This window comes from Salegentibacter sp. UBA1130 (assembly GCF_002311535.1).
GTDB classification, from domain to species: domain Bacteria; phylum Bacteroidota; class Bacteroidia; order Flavobacteriales; family Flavobacteriaceae; genus Salegentibacter; species Salegentibacter agarivorans.
The window spans coordinates 15,306-35,899 of sequence record NZ_DCAP01000032.1 but is presented as its reverse complement, the minus strand read 5'-3'; the positions used below and the strand labels follow the sequence as shown (position 1 = coordinate 35,899).

The window sequence follows — 20,594 nt, the reverse complement described above, 5'->3', positions numbered from 1 at the left end:
AATTCACCTTATTAAAATTCGTCGGTAACACAACCTTGAGAGGCCGAAGAAACCGTTCTTGCATATTTGTAAAGCACACCCTTATTAAATTTTAAAGCGGGTGCTTTCCAGTTTTCTTTTCTTTTCTCTATTTCTTCTGCTGAAAGCGCAACTTCAATTTTATTGGTTTCAGCGTTTATGGTAATTTGGTCTCCATCTTTCAAGAATGCCAGCAAACCACCTTCCTGGGCTTCCGGGGTAATGTGCCCGACGACAAAACCGTGGGTTCCCCCAGAAAATCTTCCGTCAGTAATTAAAGCCACATCTTTACCGAGTTTTGCACCCATTATTGCTGAAGTAGGTTTCAACATTTCCGGCATTCCAGGACCGCCTTTTGGCCCTTCATACCGAATGACGACGACATCCCCCTTTTTTACTTTTCCTTCTGAAATTCCATCGTTAGCATCATATTCACTATTAAAAACTTTAGCCGTTCCGGTAAATTGCAAACCTTCTTTTCCGGTAATTTTCGCTACCGATCCGCCTTCAGCTAGATTTCCGTAAAGAATTCTAATATGACCTGTTTTCTTGATCGGGTTATCTAAAGGTCTAAATACATCCTGACCTTCTTCCATATCTGGAACATCGGCAAGGTTTTCGGCAAGAGTTTTTCCAGTTACCGTCAAACAATCGCCGTGAAGCATATCGTTCTTCAACATATATTTTAGAACCGCTGGAATTCCGCCAATTCTATGCACATCTTCCATCGCATACTTTCCGCTTGGCTTTAGATCGGCTAAAAACGGAGTGCTATCACATATTTTTTCAAAATCTGTTAAACTAAAATCAACTTCGGCCGATTTCGCAATAGCCAAAAAGTGTAATACCGCATTGGTAGATCCACCTAGAACCGTAAGTAAACGAATCGCGTTTTCCAACGATTTACGATTCACAATATCACGAGGCTTAATATCTTTTTCAATTAGCAGGCGCACCGCTTTCCCGGCTTCCTCACTTTCAGTTTTCTTTTCTTCTCCTACCGCAGGGTTTGAGGAATTATAAGGCAGGGCCATTCCCAAAGCTTCAATTGCAGAAGCCATAGTGTTCGCGGTGTACATTCCGCCGCAGGCACCTGCACCAGGGCAGGCTTTCTCAATTATACTATCGTACTCCTCTTTGTCTATATCCCCGGCAGTTTTTGCTCCCCAGGCTTCAAAAGCAGAAACCACATCCAGTTTTTTACCATTATGACATCCTGAAGCAATTGTACCACCATACACTAAAATCGCAGGACGGTTAATTCGCAGCATTGCCATAAGCGCACCGGGCATATTTTTATCGCATCCTACCACGGTGATTAACGCATCATAAGACATCGCGTGGATTACCGTTTCCATAGAATCGGCAATAATATCACGGGATGGCAGCGAATAACGCATTCCCGGGGTTCCCATAGAAATCCCGTCGCTTACGCCAATAGTATTAAAAATTAAACCAACAAGTTCGTTTTCATTTGCACCTTTCTTAACCAATTTTGCCAAATCGTTAAGATGCATATTACACGGATTACCCTCGTAACCGGTACTGGCAATACCCACAAATGGTTTTTTAAAATCTTCTTTGGTTAGACCTATAGCGTGCAACATTGCCTGTGATGCCGGTTGCGAATCGCTTTGTGTTAAAACTTTACTGAATTTATTGTGCATTACTTATTCTTCTTCGTGTGATTTAAAGATTAAAAGTAAGCCGATAAGAATTCAACAGGTAATTTGCAGTATAGAAAGCACTACTTTCGGAATAAAAACAATTAACTTAAATAACTGTTTTACAGGGTTTTAATCGTGTTTTAATTACGATAGCTGAAAAGGTATTTTCAAGAAGAAAAATTACAGTAAGAAAAAGCCCGAAATTCGTTGGATTTCGGGCTTTTGAAAAATTCTTAATTTATTGAATTATTTTTTGTGTTTTAAATGTTTTAAGCTGAATTTCTAATAATTTGATAATTATACCAGATTCTGAAAATAATTTACATTTTTAGAAAAGATTGTCACGGCCGCTGGCCTCGCAATGACGGTTAATAAGTTAATTTAAATATCTAATACTTCCTACTGAAAACTGATAAGTCAGAACTGAGACTGCTTACTGAGAACTACTTTTTCTTCTTCAAAGAATATAAATCCTTCCTGCGGTCTTTCATATTTCTTACACTACCAAAGGCGTGAAGTTCTTTTAAGAGGTCTAAATCAACATCTACCAATAAGGTACTCTCGGTATTAGGAGTAGCTTCGGCTTTTATTCCGTTTACGGGAAATGCGAAATCTGATGGCGTTAATACCGCGCTTTGAGCATATTGAATATCCATATTATTTACTTTAGGTAAATTTCCTACAGATCCTGCAATAGCAACATAACATTCATTTTCTACCGCCCGGGCCTGTGCGCATATTTTTACACGAGAATATCCATTTTGGGTATCAGTCATAAACGGAACAAAAAGAATATTCATTCCTTCTTCGGCTAAAATTCGCCCGACTTCAGGGAACTCAATATCATAACAAATTAATACCCCAATTTTTCCACAGTCGGTATCAAAGGTTTGGAGTTTGCTACCGCCCTTCATTCCCCAGGCCGATTCTTCAGCCGGAGTGATATGTAATTTTTCATAACGCTCATAACTTCCGTCACGGCGGCATAAGAAACCAACATTATACATGTGTTCACCAATTACCATTGGCATACTTCCGGTAATGATATTTATATTGTAATTCACCGCAAATTCCTGGAAAGTTTCCAGCAAACGTTCGGTATAGGTAGAAAGTCCGCGGATGGCTTCAGGTTCCGTAAGCTCATTGAATTCGGCCATAAGTGGCGCATTGAACAATTCAGGAAAAAGGATAAAATCACTCTGGTAATCACTTACCGCATCCACAAAGAATTCAATTTGTGAAACCAGCGCATCATAATCCTTAAAAAGTCGCATTTGCCATTGTACCAAACCAAGACGAACCACGGTTTTAGGCGTATCTATCAATTTGGTGGTTTTGGTGTAGTAAATATTATTCCACTCCATCAAAACCGCGTATTCTTTACTTTCGGCGTCGCCCGGCAAATAACCTTTAATCACTTTCTTTACGTGAAAATCGTTGGAAAGCTGAAAAGATAAAACAGGATCATGAATTTCCTGCAGTTTTACTTTTTCAATATATTTTTTTGGGGTTAGTTCTTTAGAGTATGTCGCGTAATTAGGAATACGACCACCAAACACAATAGATTTGAGATTAAGCTGCTCGCAAACCTCTTTTCGGGCTTCGTATAAACGTCTTCCCAGGCGCATTCCGCGGTAATCTGGATGAATAAAAACATCTATTCCGTATAAAATATCACCGTTTTTAGTATGTGTAGAAAAATTTTCACCACCAATTATTTCATCGTAAGTATGATCTTCATCAAACTTTTTAGAATCTATAATGATAGAAAGTGCGCAACCAGCAATTTTATTGTCTATAATAATGCAAAACTGTCCTTCGGGAAACTTATTGACCAGATTCCTAATTTCATCTTTACTCCAGTATTCCTCTGGCATTTTCTGGTAGCTCTTTATCATAGAAACCTTGAGTTCCTGATAATCTTTAAGCTTTAAATTTCGAAGTTCAATTTTGGGAGTTTCGTTCACGACATTATTTTTTTGAGATTGCGAAGATACAGCAGAAAGTTATCTATTAAAAATGGGAAAGGGATTTGACTTGAATTCGCGAATAGTTATTTTGACCTATGACCTTTTAAAATCAGTTTGACGTCACCCTGAACTCGTTTCAGGGTCTAAGTAGAGCTTAACTACTTTTCAACCTAGATGCTGAAACAAGTTCAGCATGACGTTAAAATGGAGATAAAAAAAGCTTACAACAGCAAAATTCTATGCTTAATAGCATAAAGCACCAAACCGGTACGGCTTCTTACGTTTAGTTTCTGAAACAAACTTTCGCGATATCCGTCTATAGTCTTCGGACTAAGATTCATTTCGTTTGCCACTTCTTTATAGGTCATTTCAGAACAGGCCAGGCTAAGAAATTCCAGTTCGCGTTTGGTAAGGTTAACGAGTTTATTTTCTTTATCCTTATTTTTAATGGCTTCAGAAACCGCATCGCTATAGAAAAAGCCTTCTTTTATCACTTCATCCAGCGCAAATTTAAACTCATCTGGATCTATATCTTTTAGTAGATAACCGCGACAACCCAATTTCACCATAAAAGTCACGGTTTCCTCATCGTCTTCCATAGTAAGCGCCAAAACTTTTTGGTCGGGATAATTCTCTTTGAGCCAGGCCATCGTTTCAGGACCATCCATTATAGGCATTCTAATATCCAGCAATACCAAATCGGGTTTAGGCTGGTTGGCTTTAAATTGAGTCACCAGTTCATGCCCGTTTTTATGCACGCCATTAACCTCGTAATTTTCAAAAGAATTCACCAGGTTTTTTAAAGATTGTGAAAATAAAGTGTGATCGTCTACAATTGCTACTGTATTATTCATCTTGTTGCCCCATTAAAGAATAACGTAAAGATAAGGAAGTTCCCGCGCCTATAGAAGTTTCCATCTCAAACTTTGCCTGTATCAGCGCTGCCCTGCTTTCCATGTTGAATAACCCTGAATTCTTCTTTACCCCTTCCATATCAAATCCCATCCCGTTATCTTTTGCAGTAATGATGATTTCTTCGGAAGTAAAATTAATATGAACATCTAATGCTGAAGCCTTTGCGTGTTTGATCACGTTAGAAAAGAATTCCTGAAGTATTCTGAATAAAATAATGCTGTGTTGCTGCGGAATTTCCTGTTTTTCTCCGGTTACTTTCAATTCCGTTTCAATAACGTCCATACGCTGAAACCTTTCCAGTTCATTTTCTACAGAAACCACCAAACCGGCATAACCAATCACCTGGTTGTTTAAGGATTTTGAGAGCGAACGCACTTCCTGAAGTGAATTCGCCACGGTTTCTTTAATTTCTAAAGCTGAGTTTTTTTCGGCTTCAGGTAGGCTTCTTGAAAAAATATTCAACTGCATATTAGCAACAGAAAGTAACTGACCAATATTATCGTGCAATTCCCAACCCACATTTTTTAAGGTTTGTTCCTGCATTTCCAAACGCGATTGGGAAATTTCCCGCTCAAAACGCTGTTTAGCCTCAAATTGCTCTAGCAGCATTTTATTTTTACGCCTTTGGTACACCACAAAAAAAACGATTACAAAAGCCGTTAACAGTAGGATAACTACCACAAAATAGATGATAAGTAAAATTTCTTCTTTAGAAAGCATTTGTTATATTCTTAGAAGTTGGTTTTCTCTTGTTGGCCAGAGATAAAAAGGCAATGCTATAGGAACTATACATGAAAATACTCAAACCAATTAAAACAGATCTACTTAGCTTAATAAATTCCGGACTCTGAGTAGTATAATATTTATAATAAATCAAAATAGGTGTAGTAGTTAAAAAAAACAGAAGTGCAGGAATGGAAATATAGAAACTGATCTCTCTTTTGATGTTTAGAATTTTAGAACTCAGTAAAATTTCAAAATAATAATAGAAAATCACTCCTAACAGCAAAAAATTTCCTAAAATGTAGGTCACTACAGAATGACTTTTAAAAAATACATCTGAAAAAATCAGATTGATAACACAGATAATAGTGTAGAAGATCAAGCTCGTATTAACAACATGTCTTATTTTTCTATTTGATATATTCCAGGTGAAATATAGAATATAAACTACGAAACTAATAATAAGGTAAGGATTATAAAGCCAGAAATTGCTATACAAAAAAGTATTTTTCAGAAAATGTAAAGGTTCATTCCAATAAATTATTGCAGGTATTGTAGCTAGTACTTCTACAAAAAAAGTAAGCAATAAAAAATAAGAAAAAAAACCGACCGCTTTATCAGTCGGTTTTTTTTGATAGTAATATAATCCGGAAATAGCAGCAAAACCTTCAAGTAGAATTACTAGAAAACCAAGTTCTTCCATTAATAATTACGAGGCGGATGACCGCCTTGGATTATATTCATTGGCTCAATTTCATAATTATTAGGGTCAGAATCTTCCCCGGCAGTTGCTGCATCTCCCACAGCTTCTTTGGTAGGGGACAGGAACATGGTGGTATAGCTTTTTTTCTCCTTAGTTTTAGGATAAGCGCCTAAATAAAACCGAATCCCCGGTTTTTCTACACCCTGTTCTTTAGATTTCTCCTTTACGTAATCCAGGTATTCCTGTAGTTCGTCCACACTATACCAGAATTCGCGGGTATCTTCATAACCCTCGGCTTCCCTAATATCTTTCCCACGAGTCTTCACCCATTCGTCCTGTTCCCTGCGCGCTTCGTCAACGCTAATGCATTTTTTCGGTTTTTTCATTTTAAGTTGGTTGGTTAAAAACTTAATTTTTTGTTAAGGTAAATTTAGGAGAATTTTTCATTTTGGCAAATCTTTGATTTTCAATTATCGGTTGTTGGTTGTGGGTTGTGAGTTTTCGATTCTCGGTTCTCAGTTATGGGTTCTCAGTTTTTGGTCGAACTAGATTACAAGTTGCCACGAATACACGAATGTTTTTTTAAATCACTGTGCGTAGGAGCTCCATAGTCCCCATAGAGGGAGTTTTTATTTATCCCATTATCTTCTTCTTGAAAACAGTTCGTCACCCTGAACTTGTTTCAGAGCCTGCTTCGAATTTCATTCGGAGGTCTAACATGTTAGATGCTGAAATAAATTCAGCATAACGTTTAGAAGAAAGGGGATTTTTCCCCTTGTGACGAGCGTACTTATCTTCTACTTTTGACATAGTCATTTTAGTTAGCTAAAGTGTTTTGGGGCAAAAAAGTGTCGTCAACGGTGAGGAGTTTGATTGGTAGGGTAATCAAGCTTCTCGTAACCAGGGCGGCACTTTTTTATTTTAGTGAGCCTATGTTTTAAAAAGGCCTCTGGCCGCATTTAAAATATTAGAGCGAACTAATCCCGATTTCACATCGGGATCTTCTCAAACTTAATGCTGTTCCAACCGATACACTGAATTTATTTCAAGGTCTTGTTCTCAGGGAATTCAAAACCACTTAAAACCCAAAAGATAGTTCAGCTTGCCACGAATACACTAATATTTGTTATCAAATTCATTATCAGGACTGCGATAGCGGGATGTGGCAATCTCTTGTTGATTAGTTTTCGGTTTCAAACCAACTTAGATGCTGAAATAAATTCAGCATGATGTAAGTATAAAGAAAAATATAACCCTACTTTTTCAGGATAATGCTTCTCCCCCCTTTTGGGGTTGGGGCGTTTAACATATTAGATTCTGAAACAAGTTCAGAATGACGTAAAAAAATTAAGATTTAAACAAAAACCTAACCTTATCCCCTGCCTTTTTCTGCGCCATCATATTAATTCCTTTTTCACTTAGTTGCAAAACCCTAGGATAGCCACCCGTGGTTTGACAATCGCGCATAAGAACGATTAATTTTCCGCCGGGAGTGAGTTGAACGGTTCCGGGAAGTACGGGGCAGGTAATAATAGGCTGCAGTTCGTTCTCTAAGAGCTCACTTAGCTGAATAGCCATTCTATTATTATTTTTATCAATACTAAACTTACTCTGTCTTAAATGACTTTTTAAAGTTTCTGGCAGTTTTTCAAATTCAGGGCCGGGAAAAACTTCTATTCCTTCAGAATTAAGATATTCATTATCAAACTTTATGGCAGCGTGAGTCTCATATTTTTCCTCCTCAGAAGCTTCGTATTGAAGCTTCATTCCTTTTTCGAACTTTTCGTGGCTGGTAATATCTTCGTACCAACTACGGCTTCCCAGGACTTTTTCGGTTTTAAATCCGTCAAGGATTGCTAAATAGGAACGCATTCCGTATTCCGGCCTTCCGAAAGATAAAATATCACCTTCGTGAATTTTCACCACTTCATTATTGTCAATTTCAGTATCATTTAGTTTTGGAGAAAGATGTGCTCCGCTAATGGCGATTTTTGTAGCTGCTGAAAATTTAAGTTTGGGACCCATTTGTGTAATTTCCATCACTGCGGCATCGGCCTGATTTTGCAAAATAAGGTTGGCGGTTTTTAAAGCGATCCTATCCATCACTCCACTTAAAGGAACTCCATATTTTTGAAATCCGCGACGACCAAAATCCTGAATTGTTGAAAATAATCCCGGATGTAAAATTTCAACTTCAGCCTTCATAATTTTCTTTTTTTAGTTGAAAAGTTCCTTCGGAAATTTGCTCTGAAATTTCTTCAAATTCTTCTTTGGAAACCGAATAAAATTTCACTTTATCGCCAGCCAAAATTTCACAAGGCGGATCGTTATTTTTATCAAAAAATTGAACTGGACAATTGCCCAAAATTTGCCATCCGCCGGGACTGGATTTCGGGTAAATCCCGGTCTGGTTTTCTCCTATTCCAACAGCCCCTTTTTCGATCTTCATTCGGGGTTCATTTCTACGCGAAATTTGAAGCTTTTTATCAAGGCCTCCCAGATATAAAAATCCGGGTAAAAATCCTGTGAAAAACACCGTATAAAATGGTTTGGTATGCAGCTGGATAATTACTTTTTTTGAGAGTTTTTTTTCTTTGGAAATGTATTCCAGGTCCCAACCGAATTCCTCCTCATAGCAAACCGGTAAGTGGAAAATTTGCTGGTTATTTATTTTTCCTATCTTAGCCTCTCCAAACAGCTCTTTAATCGCTGAAACCTCATTATAGACGTTTTCTATACTGAACATATAACTAATTAACAACGAGTTATATGTATTGATTACCTCAACATTTACTTCATCATAAAACTCTTCCAGTTTATTTTTGTAAAAAAGAAGCTTTCTGAGAAGTCTTTCACTGATTTCAGGCTCAAATTCTATCAGAATTCCCCGCTCCCCCATCGGTGTTATTTTAGGAAAATCATTCATTTTGCATTCTTAATTTTAATATTGTGTTCAGCAAATTTCTGCTGTAAAAAGTTTATAATTTCAACTGAATTTGGCGTGTCACTATGCAGGCAAAAAGTAGTGGCGACGCAACTTATTTTAGCACCATTTTCACAGGTAATTTTTCCTTCAGAAAACATAGAAAAAAGATGTTCAAAAACGGCTTCTTTTTCGCTTATTAAAGCATTGGATTTTGAACGCGAAACCAAGCTGTAATCTGGGTTATAATTTCGGTCGGCAAAAGCTTCAAAAACGATTGGAATTTTCCCTTTCGCAAGTTTAGAAATCACAGAATTTACTGGACAAAAAAGCGCTAAATTTTGATCGAATTCCAGTAAAGAATCTATGATAATTTGAGCTGTTTTTTCGTCTTTTGCAGCTTCATTATAAAGTGCTCCATGAGGTTTTACATAGGTAAGTTTTACCCCTTCTGCTTCGGCCAATTGTTTTAAACTTAAAATTTGCGCAACAATAGAACGCTGCAATTCTTCCGCAGAAATCTTCATAGTTTTTCTTCCAAAATTCTCCTTGTCGGGATAAGAAGGGTGCGCCCCTATTTCTACTCCATGCTTCACGGCAAGTTTAATAGTTTGCTGCATGGTTTCAAGAGTTCCTGCGTGACCACCGCAAGCAATATTGCAGGCAGAAATATGCGGCATTAGATCTGCATCAAAGTCGCCGCCTTCACCTAAATCGCAGTTTATATGGATTTTTTTCATCTTTTTATATTAAGTTATGCAACTTTCTACTAATTAAATTTCTATACAATATCAGGAACTTTATACCTACAAGGTTTTAGAAACCTTGCAGGAAAATAAAATAGATATATTAAAAACCTTGTAAAACGCTTAGAATCGCTTTAATTCCTAAAAATACAGAAAGCGCAATAACAAGTATTCCTAATACATTTTGAAGCTTAGAATTGCGGTGTTTACCCAAAACCGAGGCTTTATTGACTACCCAAAATAAGAAAATAGCAATTACCGGCAAGAGGATTCCGTTAGCGATTTGGGCAAAGCGTATAATCTCAATAGGATTAATTTGCAGGGAAGAGAAGAACACACCCAAAATAAGAACCAAGGCCCAGACTGATTTAAATTTCGCTGACTTCATCCCGCCTTTCCAACCAAAGCAGCCTTTTACTACATAAGCGGCGGCTAAAGGAGCGGTAATAGAAGAAGTGATCCCGGCAGCCAAAAGTCCCAAGGACATAAACCAGGTAGCAAATTTCCCGAATAGCGGCTCGAGGCTTACCGCCATATCAGCTGCAGAATTCACATTAGTTAAGCCTGAAGAAGCGGCGCTAATTAGAATTGCCATAGAAACCGTACCGCCAAGGATTATAGAAACTATGAGTTCTTTCCTTGCAGTTGGCAAATAAGAAGCTTCTTTCCACTTTTCACTAACGAGAGAAGCGTGTAGAAATAAGTTGTAAGGAACCACGGTAGTACCTACAATAGCCATCACCGTAAGCAATCCGGCAGCATTACTTGTAGGCATAAGTCCGCTTAAAATTTCTAAAATATCAGGTTTGGTAAGAATAGCAGTAAGCACAAAACTTATACTCATTAGTAAAACCAGGCCAATAAAGATCTTTTCGAGGGTTTTATAACTTCCGGTGAATAAAAGTATAAACGCGACTGCGCCAATAAAAATACTCCATAAGTTGAGCTTAAAATCGCCAATTTGCAGATTCTGAATTCCGAAGATAGCTTCAGCTCCAAGAACAGCGCCGGTAATATTACCTGCTTGGTAAGCAGCATTCCCGATAACTATAGCTGAAAAAATAAGGATAATTGCTAAAACTCTGAAGATCGGTTTTTTTATCTCCTCCCGAATAACATCACTTAAACCCTTTTGAGAAACCACGCCAAGCCTGGCTGCCATTTCCTGTAAAATTATACAGGAAAATATAGAAAGCACTAAAGCCCAAAGCAGGCTATAACCAAATTCAACCCCGGCGAGCGTACAAACTGTAACCGTTCCCGGCCCAATAAACGCAGCCGAAACAAGGATTCCCGGCCCAAGGTTTTTCAAAAAATTTCGCACTACATACCTTTAGATTCCTGAAGGGCGTAAATAGCGAAAGATCCTAACCAATGACCGCCTTCATAAGAATCTCCTACCAGGTTAGGAAAAGAATAAGCCACGTGCCTATCAGCGATTTCCTGTAAATGCGAGAATTTATCGGGATATTGATTTATAAGTCCGTAGAAAACCCAGGCACGGCTAAAGTTCAGTCCGTCAAGATGCACCAGTTTTCCATCGGTTCTATCAGAAACTTCTCCAACTTCCATTTCAAAATCTTCAGATTTTAACTGCGGAAGAAAATCTTCCAACCACATTTCAAAGGCATTTTTTGGTAAAACACGGCGCATTATATTAACTTCTTCCAAACAAGGTGAAAGAAAGTCAAATCCGCCCGGTTCCCAGGTAATTGGGCAATTATCGTCCTTCAAATAAAAATCCCTGGCCCTATTTGAGATCAATTGCTTAAATTCGGTATTTTCGGTAGCTACGGCATAATCGTAAGCAAAACTAAGTCCGAAAGCTGTATTAGCGTGTTCCCCTACTCTAATTGGGTAATTTAATTTCGGAAGAAACTCTAAGTATTTATTCACAATAAGATTGGTAAGCGGATCTAAATTCTCTTTTAATTCTTTGGCCAGGGGATCGTTCCAGGTTTCAATTTCTTCGGCGAGCTTCAGTAGCCAGGCCCATCCATAGGTACGCTCAAAAGAATCGCTTTGTTCTCTGTTAAAATAAGCCACCTCGCCCTGAATATTTTCTTCAGAAAGAGATTCCTTTAATTTCTCTCTAATGGTTTCAGCTTTCTCCAAATCTGGAAATTGCTTAAGTAAACTAACCATAGACCAATGCGCATGCACCGATGAATGCCAATCAAAACAACCGTAAAATGCAGGGTGTAATTCAGAAGGTTCCCCTATAGCCTCTATATTTTCCAGGGTTTGATTAAGTTTATTAGGATATTCGGTATTAATACAATTTAGCGGAAGTTCGGCTAATCTATTGGCTTCCTCCCTGGTAAATTCTACACGATTTTCACCTAATAGGTCGCTGGTTAAAGAATTTTCTTCTTTAATAGTATCTCGCTCCATTTCTGAAACTTCTTTAACTTCGGGTTCCCCTTTACACGCGAATATTAAAATGGCAATAAGCAACAATAAACTTTTTTTCATAGTATCGTGGTCTTAGCTAATAAATTACCCCTAAACCAATTTGTGGGACTTTAATCAATTTTTATAGCAAGTAAATATAAATTTAAAAGTTGACATATTTCATGGCTTCTTTTTTTCAAAAAAATCAAAATTAACTTAAAAGAAGATTTTAGCCAAGCCAGCCATCTCGATCCAGACTTCTATACTGAATAGCTTCGCTAATATGGTTCCCTTTAATATTTTCTGAATTTTCTAAATCAGCGATAGTTCTTGAAACTTTAAGAATACGATCGTAGGCGCGAGCAGAAAGATTTAAACGCTCCATTGCGGTTTTAAGCAAAGCTTTTGAAGCATCATCTAGAGCACAAAACTTTCGAATTTGGCGTACACTCATTTGCGCATTGTAATGCACTGAATCAGATTCTCTAAAACGTTCGGTTTGAAATTGGCGTGCCTGAGTTACTCTTTTCCTAATTTCAACGCTGCTTTCCCCATGGCGTTCTTCACTTAATTTTTCAAATGGAACGGGAGTCACTTCAATATGAATATCTATTCTGTCTAATAAAGGGCCGCTAATCTTACTTAAATAGCGTTGCATTTCTGCCGGGGAAGAAGTTGCAGGCGCATCGGAATCGTTAAAATATCCGCTTGGACTGGGATTCATACTCGCCACCAGTATAAAGCTAGAAGGATAAGTTACCGTAAATTTAGCTCTGGAAATCGTTACTTTGCGATCTTCCAACGGTTGACGCATTACTTCTAAAACGCCGCGTTTAAATTCTGGTAATTCATCTAAAAATAAGACGCCATTATGTGATAAAGAAATTTCTCCTGGTTGCGGATACGCCCGACGCCGACTAAAGCGACGTCTGAAATTGTATGGTGTGGACTTCTAAATGGCCTTTGAGACATTAAACCCACGTGTTCTTTAACACGACCAACCACACTATGAATTTTAGTAGTTTCCAGGGCTTCGTGTAAAGTCATTGGTGGTAAAATACTGGGCAGGCGTTTTGCCAGCATCGTTTTCCGGATCCCGGCGGACCAATTAAAATAATATTGTGACCTCCCGCTGCGGCAATTTCCATACAACGTTTTATAGATTCCTGGCCTTTAACATCGGCAAAATAGTGTTCGGGATGATCCAGGTTTTTGTAGAATTCTTCGCGGGTATTAATTATGGTTCGCTCTAAAGCTTCATCTTTATCAAAAAAGTTAATTACTTCTGTGATATTTTCCACGCCATAAACTTCAAGCCCGCTAACAATGGCGGCTTCTTTGGCATTTTGATTCGGAAGGATAAATCCTTTAAAACCTTCTTCTTTGGTTTTAATAGCAATGGGCAAGGCGCCCTTTATGGGTTGCAAGCTTCCGTCTAGCGAAAGCTCACCCATAATTATATATTCTGAAATATTTTCTGCTTTAATTTGGCCCGAAGCGGCCAGAATTCCAAGGTTTAAACTAAGATCGTAAGCCGAACCTTCTTTTCTAAAGTCGGCTGGCGCCATATTGACGATGATCTTTTTACCCGGAAACTTATAGCCGTTATTTTGTAGCGCGGCTGCAATTCTAAAACTGCTTTCCCTAACCGCATTATCTGGAAGACCAACTAAATGATATCCAATACCGGTTGCTACGTTTACCTCTATAGTAATTGTAGTTGCCTCTACCCCAAAGACGGCACTTCCATAAACTTTTATAAGCATTTAAGTGTAAATTTCTTAAATGTAATAAAATTTATGAAAAACTGTAATTAATTAGGAGCAAGCACTTCTTTTCTATAGTATTCTATTAATGCATCAATAGGTCTACGTACAATATTCCCAATTTCTATTCCATAAGGTTGCGCTACTGCACGAATAATATCTTCACTAAAGTAAGCGATGGTACCAATAAAATGCACAGGCGTATTTTGGGCTTGTTTGTAGCACATTACACGGGAATGCATAAAATCTGTAATTCCTTCGTGTACTAATTTGTAGAAATAACCATTACGTTCGTTAGAAAAAATAAATTCAGCAAAAGAAGCGAGGTAAGTATTTGGATTCTCTCTGCGATAGAGGTTTTTCTTAATCTCATCTGACTCCATATTGTATAACTTACCAAATTCTTCAGCAAGTTCTGGAGGCATTCTTTTATAATAATAATCTCTAATTAGTCTTTTTCCGAAGTAATTTCCACTGGCTTCATCCATAAGAATATAACCAAGAGAGTGCACGGCCTGGTGAATATCCTTGCCGTCAAAGTAACAACTATTAGAACCTGTACCAAGTATACATACAATTCCTGGCTCTGTAGTGGCGGCGTAAACCGCAGCTACCATATCTTCCAGGATTATAACTTCTTCTACATTGGTAAAGAAATTGGTAAAAATTCCTTCCAATAATTTTTTAGGCGTTTCGGTACCACAACCGGCGCCATAAAAATGCACGCGTTCTACTTTATCTTTTACTTCTTTTAATTCGGCATTTTCTTCAATACGTTGTTCCAGTACTCCCTCGGGAAATACTGCCGGATTTAATCCTTTGGTGCGGGTTCTAAGTAATTCTTCTCCCGTTGCACTAAGTAAAATCCAATCACATTTTGTAGAGCCACCGTCCGCTATTAATATCATGTGTGTGAATATGGTTTAATTAAAAAGCCTGAGGAAAGGGCTAAAGATTAAAAATAACCTAAGCGTAGCTTTCTTCAGGCTCTAAAATAAAATATTAAATTGAATTAACGTGTGCCGCTAAATCCAAAAGTTTGGCAGAATAACCATATTCGTTATCATACCATGCGATTAATTTGAAAAAATTATCGTTAAGTGCGATTCCTGCATCGGCATCAAAGTTACAAGTATGTGCGTCTGATACGTAATCCTGAGAAACCACAGCATCGTCAGTATAAGAAATCACTCCTTTGTAAGCTCCTTCAGAAGCTTTTTTGAATGCAGCTTTTACATCTTCGTAGCTCACAGACTTGTCTGTCTTAACCGTAAGGTCTACTACAGAAACATCTGCGGTTGGTACTCTAAAAGCCATCCCTGTAAGTTTCCCATCTAGTTTAGGAATTACTTTCCCTACAGCAACTGCTGCACCTGTTGAAGATGGAATAATATTCATAAGAGCACTTCTACCACCTCTAAAATCTTTTGCTGATGGTCCATCTACAGTTAACTGTGTAGCTGTAGTTGCGTGAACTGTTGTCATTAAACCTTCTACAAGACCAAACTCATCGTCTATTACTTTTGCAAGTGGAGCAAGACAGTTTGTAGTACAGGAAGCGTTAGAAACAATTGTATCTTCCGGTTTAACATCTTTATGGTTAACACCCATTACAAACATAGGTGCGGTTTTAGATGGTGCAGAAATAACTACTTTCTTAGCACCGGCATCAATATGCGCCTGTGCAGAGTCTTTTTCTTTAAAGATACCTGTACAGTCAATCACAACATCTACCCCTACATCGTTCCATTTAAGGTCTGCCGGATTTTTTTCTGCTGTAATACGAATGGTATTTCCATTAACAACCAGATTTCCGTCTTTAACAGAAACATCTCCTTTAAATCTACCGTGAACAGAATCATATTTTAGCAAGTAAGCTAAATGATCTACATCAAGTAAATCGTTGATTGCAACAACTTCTACATTATCTTTTTCAGCCGCAATTCTAAACGCGATACGTCCTATTCGGCCAAAACCATTAATTCCAATTTTTGTACTCATAATTTAAATTTTAAAAATTTACACTGAAGTGATGTTTGCCACCCTTCTTAATTCCTGATCAAATTCCCTGTCTTCTTTTAAAGCAGTTTCCAAAGGCACGTGAACCACTTTTTGGTGGTGCACGCCTAACATGATATTGGTTTTACCATCGGTTAATGCTTCAACCGCACCAACACCAAGCTTACTGGCCAGAACACGATCAAAACAACTTGGAGAACCTCCTCTTTGAATATGACCCAATACAGAGACTTTAATGTCATATTCTTCGTGGCTTTGCGAAATAAATTCAGCTAACTGAAAAATATTCTTTCCGCTCTTTTCACCTTCAGCCACCACGATAATGCTGGAAGTCTTTCCGGATTTTTTACTTTTTTCCAAAGAATCCATCATTCGTTGAATTCCCTGGTCTTCTTCCGGCAATAATATTTCTTCGGCTCCTGCACCAATACCACTATTTAAAGCAATATCACCTGCATCCCGACCCATAACTTCAATTAAGAATAATCGGTTATGAGAACTCGCGGTATCCCGAATTTTATCTATGGCTTCCACTACCGTATTTAAAGCGGTGTCGTAACCAAGTGTATAATCGGTACCGTTAATATCGTTATCTATAGTTGCGGGAATTCCCACAATTGGAAAATTAAACTCGTTGCTAAAATAAAGGCCTCCGGTAAAAGTTCCATCTCCACCAATCGCAACCAAAGCATCTATACCGGCATCGGTAAGATTTTTATGAGCTTTTGCCCTTCCTTCTTTAGTTTTAAATTCTTCAGATCGGGAAGATTTTAAAAATGTACCTCCTTTATTAATGATGTTTCTAACAGATCTTGCGTTAAGTGGTTCAAAATCTGCTTCTATAAGTCCCTGAAACCCGCGGTAAACACCCACACATTCCAGGTTATAGTATGAACAGGATCTAACAACCGCCCTTATAGCGGCGTTCATTCCGGGTGCATCACCCCCAGAAGTTAAGACTGCAATTTTATTAATTTTTTTCGCCATTAGGCCAAATCTATTTTAATTCTACAATATAACCTAATTTCCTAAAAAACTAAAACGTTTTCGGTTAATAACTAACAAAAACAGCCCTTTCGAGAGGGCTGTTTTTAGTTTTTTAGTAAATTTATTACTTATTTATTAAGATAAAGTACTGCCAGGGTTCCAAATCTATATTTTTATCTTCTGAAATCTCTAAGCTTTCTCCAGATAAATAATCTTCAAAACTTCCGTTTAACTGAATGCTGAAGCTAGTATTTTTATCGCTCATATTGGCAATATAAAATAACTTAGCTCCATCTTTTTCCCTTTTAAAAGCTAAAACTTTTTCTTCTTCTGAAGTTTCTATATTTTCATAAGAAGCAGCTTCCTTTGCACCGTGCAGGGCTTTGTTTTCGTTTTTCAATTTTCCAAGTTTTTCCAGTAAAGGCCAAACTTTTCCTTTTTCCTTCGGAATAGTATCTTTTTCAAAAAATAAAAGTCTTTTATCCATATCATATTCCTGCCCACTGTATATTAATGGCATTCCAGGTAAAGTATAAGTAAGTGCCATCATAGCTTCTGAAGCATCTCCCATTCTCTCTTTCACGGTTCCGTTCCAGGAATTCTCATCGTGGTTGGTAACAAAATTCATCAAATAATCATCTTCCTGGTAAGTGGAATCTATTTTCTGCATATAAGCATCCCAGTCTTTGGCAGTTTTCTTACCCTGTGCCATTTCATTCATAATATGGTGACCTTCCCAGTTGTAACCCATATCAAAAGCATTTTCAAAAAGATCCTTGTCCTCTGACTCTGCTAGCATGAAAATCGGCTTAATTTCCTCTAATTGCGGAACAATGCTTTCCCAGAATTCAGTTGGTACTTCCCCGGCTACATCGGCTCTAAAACCATCAATATTATATTCTTCTACCCAAAACCTCATTTCTTCCCCCATAGCTTTATGAAGCTCTTTGTTCTCAAAATTTAAATGAGCAACATCTGTCCAGCCCCAGGATTCCCCTGTTGCAGGATTTATAGGATCGGTAACTTCACCTTTATCATTTTTATGATAAAATTCAGGTTTTTCCTCTATCCATTTATGATCCCAACCGGTGTGGTTAGCCACCCAATCCAGAATTACATACATATCGTTTTCGTGAGCGGTTTCTACCAGTTTTTCAAAATCTTCAAAGCTCCCGAATTCAGGGTTTACATCGGTGTAATCTGAAATCGCATAATAGCTTCCAAGATACTTCTCTCTTTCTTCCGGATCCTCAATATCTTCTACTGAAAGATCTCCGGTTGCCTTTCTATTTTTCATAGAAATAGGATAAACAGGCATTAACCAAATCACTTTCACACCCAGTTCCTTTAGCTGCGGAATATCTTCAGTAAAGGCATTAAAGGTTCCTTCCGGTGAATACTGGCGAATATTTGCCTCATAAATCACCGCAGATTCCATCGCCTCATTAGAAATGGGAGCTATCGCTTTTTGTTCTTCTTTTTGCTCTGGCTGCTCTTGTTTTTCATTTTCCTTACAGGAAAATAAGGCCGTAAAAGCCAGCAGCATTATTAATGTTTTTTTCATTATTCTTTATTTAGTTGATATTATATTTTTACTCTATTTTATTATTGACGTCATGCTGTCCCGAAACTTCGGGATGTTTCAACTTCTAATGTGATATTAAATTCAAACATGTTAGATCCTGAAACAAGTTCAGGATGACGTGCCCTATACTTTTTCTCCTGCAAGGTTTCTAAAACCTTGTAGGTTTTCCTTTTTGTATACCTACGAGGTTTTAAAAACCTCGTAGGAAATTCACTACTCCATTTTCGTAGTAAAGAAATAAACTCCTTCTTCCGATAATTCCAATGAGTCTTCCCACTGAAATATTTCTTCGGAAATAATATTTTTAAAAGTTTTTCCTTCTAAATTTAATTCACTGAAACGTTCCAAGTCTAAAGTAATTGCTTCTTCATTTTTATTCAAAATTAGCACTAGAACCTCATCGCCCGCCTTTCTTGTAATTAGGTAAGTACCGTCTTCCGGAGCAAAATGTTTGGTTACTCCTGAATGAATTGCCTCGCTGTTTTTGCGGTAATTCATCACTTTTCTAACGAATTCCTGCATATCAGCCTTTTCTTCCGACAGTCCTTCACCAGTAAAAGCATTCACTTCGCTATCATCCCAACCACCGGGAAATTCGGTTCTAATTAAACCGTGATCGCCTGGATTTTCGGTATCATCCATTAGAATTTCGGTACCGTAGTACATTTGGAAAATTCTCGGCAAAACAGCCATATAAGCTACGGTCATTTTGGTTTTGGCTACATCTTCTCCAAGTTGGGTATAGATTCGACTTTTATCGTGATTATCGGGGAAAATCATAATATTTTCAGGATGGGCATACGCGAAATCGTTGGCTAAGCCCTCGTAAATTTCCACCAGGCCGGTGCCCCAGGTTTCTTCAGCTTTTAAGCCGGTTACAATTCTTTCTTGCATTGCGAAATCCATCGTAGATTTTAGGTTAGAATCATAACCATTATCCACACCATCCTGCCAGTAACGAATAAGCAACGGATTCAAGCTCCACTCTTCGCCTACAATATTAAAGTTTGGATATTCGGTCATAATTGCGCCAGCCCAATCACTCATAAATGCTTTATCGGGATAAGGATAAGTATCCTGGCGAATCCCACCTAAACCAAGAGTTTCAATCCACCAAATACTATTCTGAATAAGGTATTTGGCCATAAACGGATTTTCCTGATTTAGATCGGGCATGGTTTCTACAAACCAACCTTCAGTCATTCCTTTTTTATCGGTTTCTGAAGTATATAGATCCTGGTTGGTCGTTCTACGGTGATTGGAATAAACCAAATCTTCGCCATTTTCAAATTTCTCCTGGAAGTTGATCCAATTGTCAAATGGCAGATCGTCCATCCACCAATGCTCAACGCCGGCGTGATTAGCTACCTGGTCCATAACCAGTTTTATTCCACGAACGGTAGCTTTATCTGCTAATTCTCTGTATTCTTCTAAAGTTCCAAACCGCGGATCTACCTTATAAAAATCAGTCATCGCATAACCGTGATAAGAACCCGATTTCATATCGTTAATCACCAAAGGCGAAGGCCAAATAGCGGTAAAACCCATTTCATCTATATAATCTAAATGATTGATGATTCCGCGGATATCTCCCCCGTGGCGACCATAATCATCTTCGCGGTTTTTCGTTTTTTCGTTTAGAAAATTAAAACTATCATTAGATGTATCTCCATTCGCAAATCGGTCTGGTGTGATTAGATAAATCGCATCGGTATTATCAAAACCTACATATTCTGATGCAGCTTTTTCCCGACTTTTCAATTCATATTCATATACTTCTTCTGAGCCGTCCTCAAGCTCAAAAGTGAGCTCAAAAGTTCCCGGTTTTGCTTCCCCGATTTCCAAATCGATAAACAGGTAATTAGGGCTATCGGCTTTTTCAACATTTTCAATGCTTACTCCGGGATAATCGATGTTGGGAGTGGCATTTCCAATATTTTCGCCGTAAACCATTAACTGGAGTTCGGTTTCTTCAAAACCCGTCCACCAGTTTGGCGGCTCTACACGCTCTATTTGCGCAAACCCGGTTAAACCGGTGAGGAGCATTAAAGTGATTAGTATTTTTTTCATGATTTTTTGTTTTAAGTAATTGTTCTGCTAATTATCGTCAACCTGAACTTATTTCAGTCTTTATCCCGAATTTGCATCGGGATTCTAACATCTTAGATCCTGAAATAT

16 protein-coding genes and 1 pseudogene are annotated in these 20,594 nt (G+C 37.9%); all 17 read right to left on the bottom strand.

Annotated elements, in window-relative coordinates; genetic code table 11:
• Positions 1-11: 11 nt before the first annotated feature.
• Positions 12-1,685 carry a dihydroxy-acid dehydratase gene (gene ilvD, locus B4F31_RS13180; RefSeq protein ID WP_075326407.1) on the bottom strand — a complete coding sequence of 558 codons (1,674 nt, stop codon included), beginning with the start codon at positions 1,683-1,685 and terminating at the stop codon, positions 12-14.
• Between the two features lie 443 nt (positions 1,686-2,128).
• The gene (locus B4F31_RS13175) at positions 2,129-3,652 is read right to left on the bottom strand and encodes a bifunctional GNAT family N-acetyltransferase/carbon-nitrogen hydrolase family protein (RefSeq protein WP_037320845.1); all 1,524 of its coding nucleotides are present in this window, start codon (positions 3,650-3,652) and stop codon (positions 2,129-2,131) included.
• 224 nt (positions 3,653-3,876) lie between these two features.
• A complete protein-coding gene (locus tag B4F31_RS13170) occupies positions 3,877-4,509 on the bottom strand; it encodes a response regulator (protein ID WP_286761473.1) in 633 nt (210 codons plus the stop codon).
• Positions 4,502-5,290 carry a sensor histidine kinase gene (locus tag B4F31_RS13165; RefSeq protein ID WP_286761472.1) on the bottom strand — a complete coding sequence of 263 codons (789 nt, stop codon included), beginning with the start codon at positions 5,288-5,290 and terminating at the stop codon, positions 4,502-4,504. Before B4F31_RS13165 ends, B4F31_RS13170 begins: the two co-directional genes overlap by 8 nt.
• Positions 5,291-5,995: 705 nt before the next feature.
• Positions 5,996-6,382, bottom strand: coding sequence for a hypothetical protein (locus B4F31_RS13160; protein WP_075326397.1), 387 nt, complete (start codon positions 6,380-6,382; stop codon positions 5,996-5,998).
• A gap of 961 nt (positions 6,383-7,343) precedes the next feature.
• Positions 7,344-8,201: a biotin-dependent carboxyltransferase family protein gene (locus B4F31_RS13155; protein WP_286761471.1), complete on the bottom strand. Its 858-nt coding sequence runs from the start codon at positions 8,199-8,201 to the stop codon at positions 7,344-7,346.
• A complete protein-coding gene (gene pxpB, locus B4F31_RS13150; RefSeq protein ID WP_286761470.1) occupies positions 8,191-8,895 on the bottom strand; it encodes a 5-oxoprolinase subunit PxpB in 705 nt (234 codons plus the stop codon). The genes B4F31_RS13155 and pxpB overlap by 11 nt, the downstream gene beginning before the upstream one ends.
• A 23-nt stretch (positions 8,896-8,918) precedes the next feature.
• Complete coding sequence (gene pxpA, locus B4F31_RS13145) at positions 8,919-9,659, bottom strand: 5-oxoprolinase subunit PxpA (RefSeq protein WP_093302160.1); 741 nt, start codon at positions 9,657-9,659, stop codon at positions 8,919-8,921.
• A gap of 109 nt (positions 9,660-9,768) precedes the next feature.
• On the bottom strand, positions 9,769-10,989 hold the full coding sequence (locus B4F31_RS13140) for an Nramp family divalent metal transporter (RefSeq protein ID WP_286761469.1): 1,221 nt from the start codon (positions 10,987-10,989) through the stop codon (positions 9,769-9,771).
• Positions 10,989-12,140: a DUF2891 domain-containing protein gene (locus tag B4F31_RS13135; RefSeq protein WP_286761468.1), complete on the bottom strand. Its 1,152-nt coding sequence runs from the start codon at positions 12,138-12,140 to the stop codon at positions 10,989-10,991. Before B4F31_RS13135 ends, B4F31_RS13140 begins: the two co-directional genes overlap by 1 nt.
• Positions 12,141-12,288: 148 nt before the next feature.
• Positions 12,289-13,211 (bottom strand): annotated as a pseudogene (locus B4F31_RS18085) (YifB family Mg chelatase-like AAA ATPase).
• Positions 13,103-13,825: a magnesium chelatase domain-containing protein gene (locus B4F31_RS13120; protein WP_286761467.1), complete on the bottom strand. Its 723-nt coding sequence runs from the start codon at positions 13,823-13,825 to the stop codon at positions 13,103-13,105. Before B4F31_RS13120 ends, B4F31_RS18085 begins: the two are co-directional and overlap by 109 nt.
• Positions 13,826-13,872: 47 nt before the next feature.
• The gene (locus tag B4F31_RS13115) at positions 13,873-14,733 is read right to left on the bottom strand and encodes an N-acetylglucosamine kinase (RefSeq protein WP_075326388.1); all 861 of its coding nucleotides are present in this window, start codon (positions 14,731-14,733) and stop codon (positions 13,873-13,875) included.
• Positions 14,734-14,827: 94 nt separating this feature from the next.
• The gene (gap, locus tag B4F31_RS13110) at positions 14,828-15,826 is read right to left on the bottom strand and encodes a type I glyceraldehyde-3-phosphate dehydrogenase (protein WP_075326386.1); all 999 of its coding nucleotides are present in this window, start codon (positions 15,824-15,826) and stop codon (positions 14,828-14,830) included.
• An 18-nt stretch (positions 15,827-15,844) separates the two neighbouring features.
• Positions 15,845-16,831, bottom strand: coding sequence for a 6-phosphofructokinase (gene pfkA, locus B4F31_RS13105; protein WP_075326385.1), 987 nt, complete (start codon positions 16,829-16,831; stop codon positions 15,845-15,847).
• A 124-nt stretch (positions 16,832-16,955) separates the two neighbouring features.
• Complete coding sequence (locus B4F31_RS13100) at positions 16,956-18,395, bottom strand: alpha-amylase family glycosyl hydrolase (protein WP_286761466.1); 1,440 nt, start codon at positions 18,393-18,395, stop codon at positions 16,956-16,958.
• A 234-nt stretch (positions 18,396-18,629) separates the two neighbouring features.
• Entirely contained in the window at positions 18,630-20,486 is a 1,857-nt protein-coding gene (locus tag B4F31_RS13095; RefSeq protein ID WP_286761465.1) for a glycoside hydrolase family 13 protein, read from the bottom strand.
• Between the last annotated feature and the right edge of the window lie 108 nt (positions 20,487-20,594).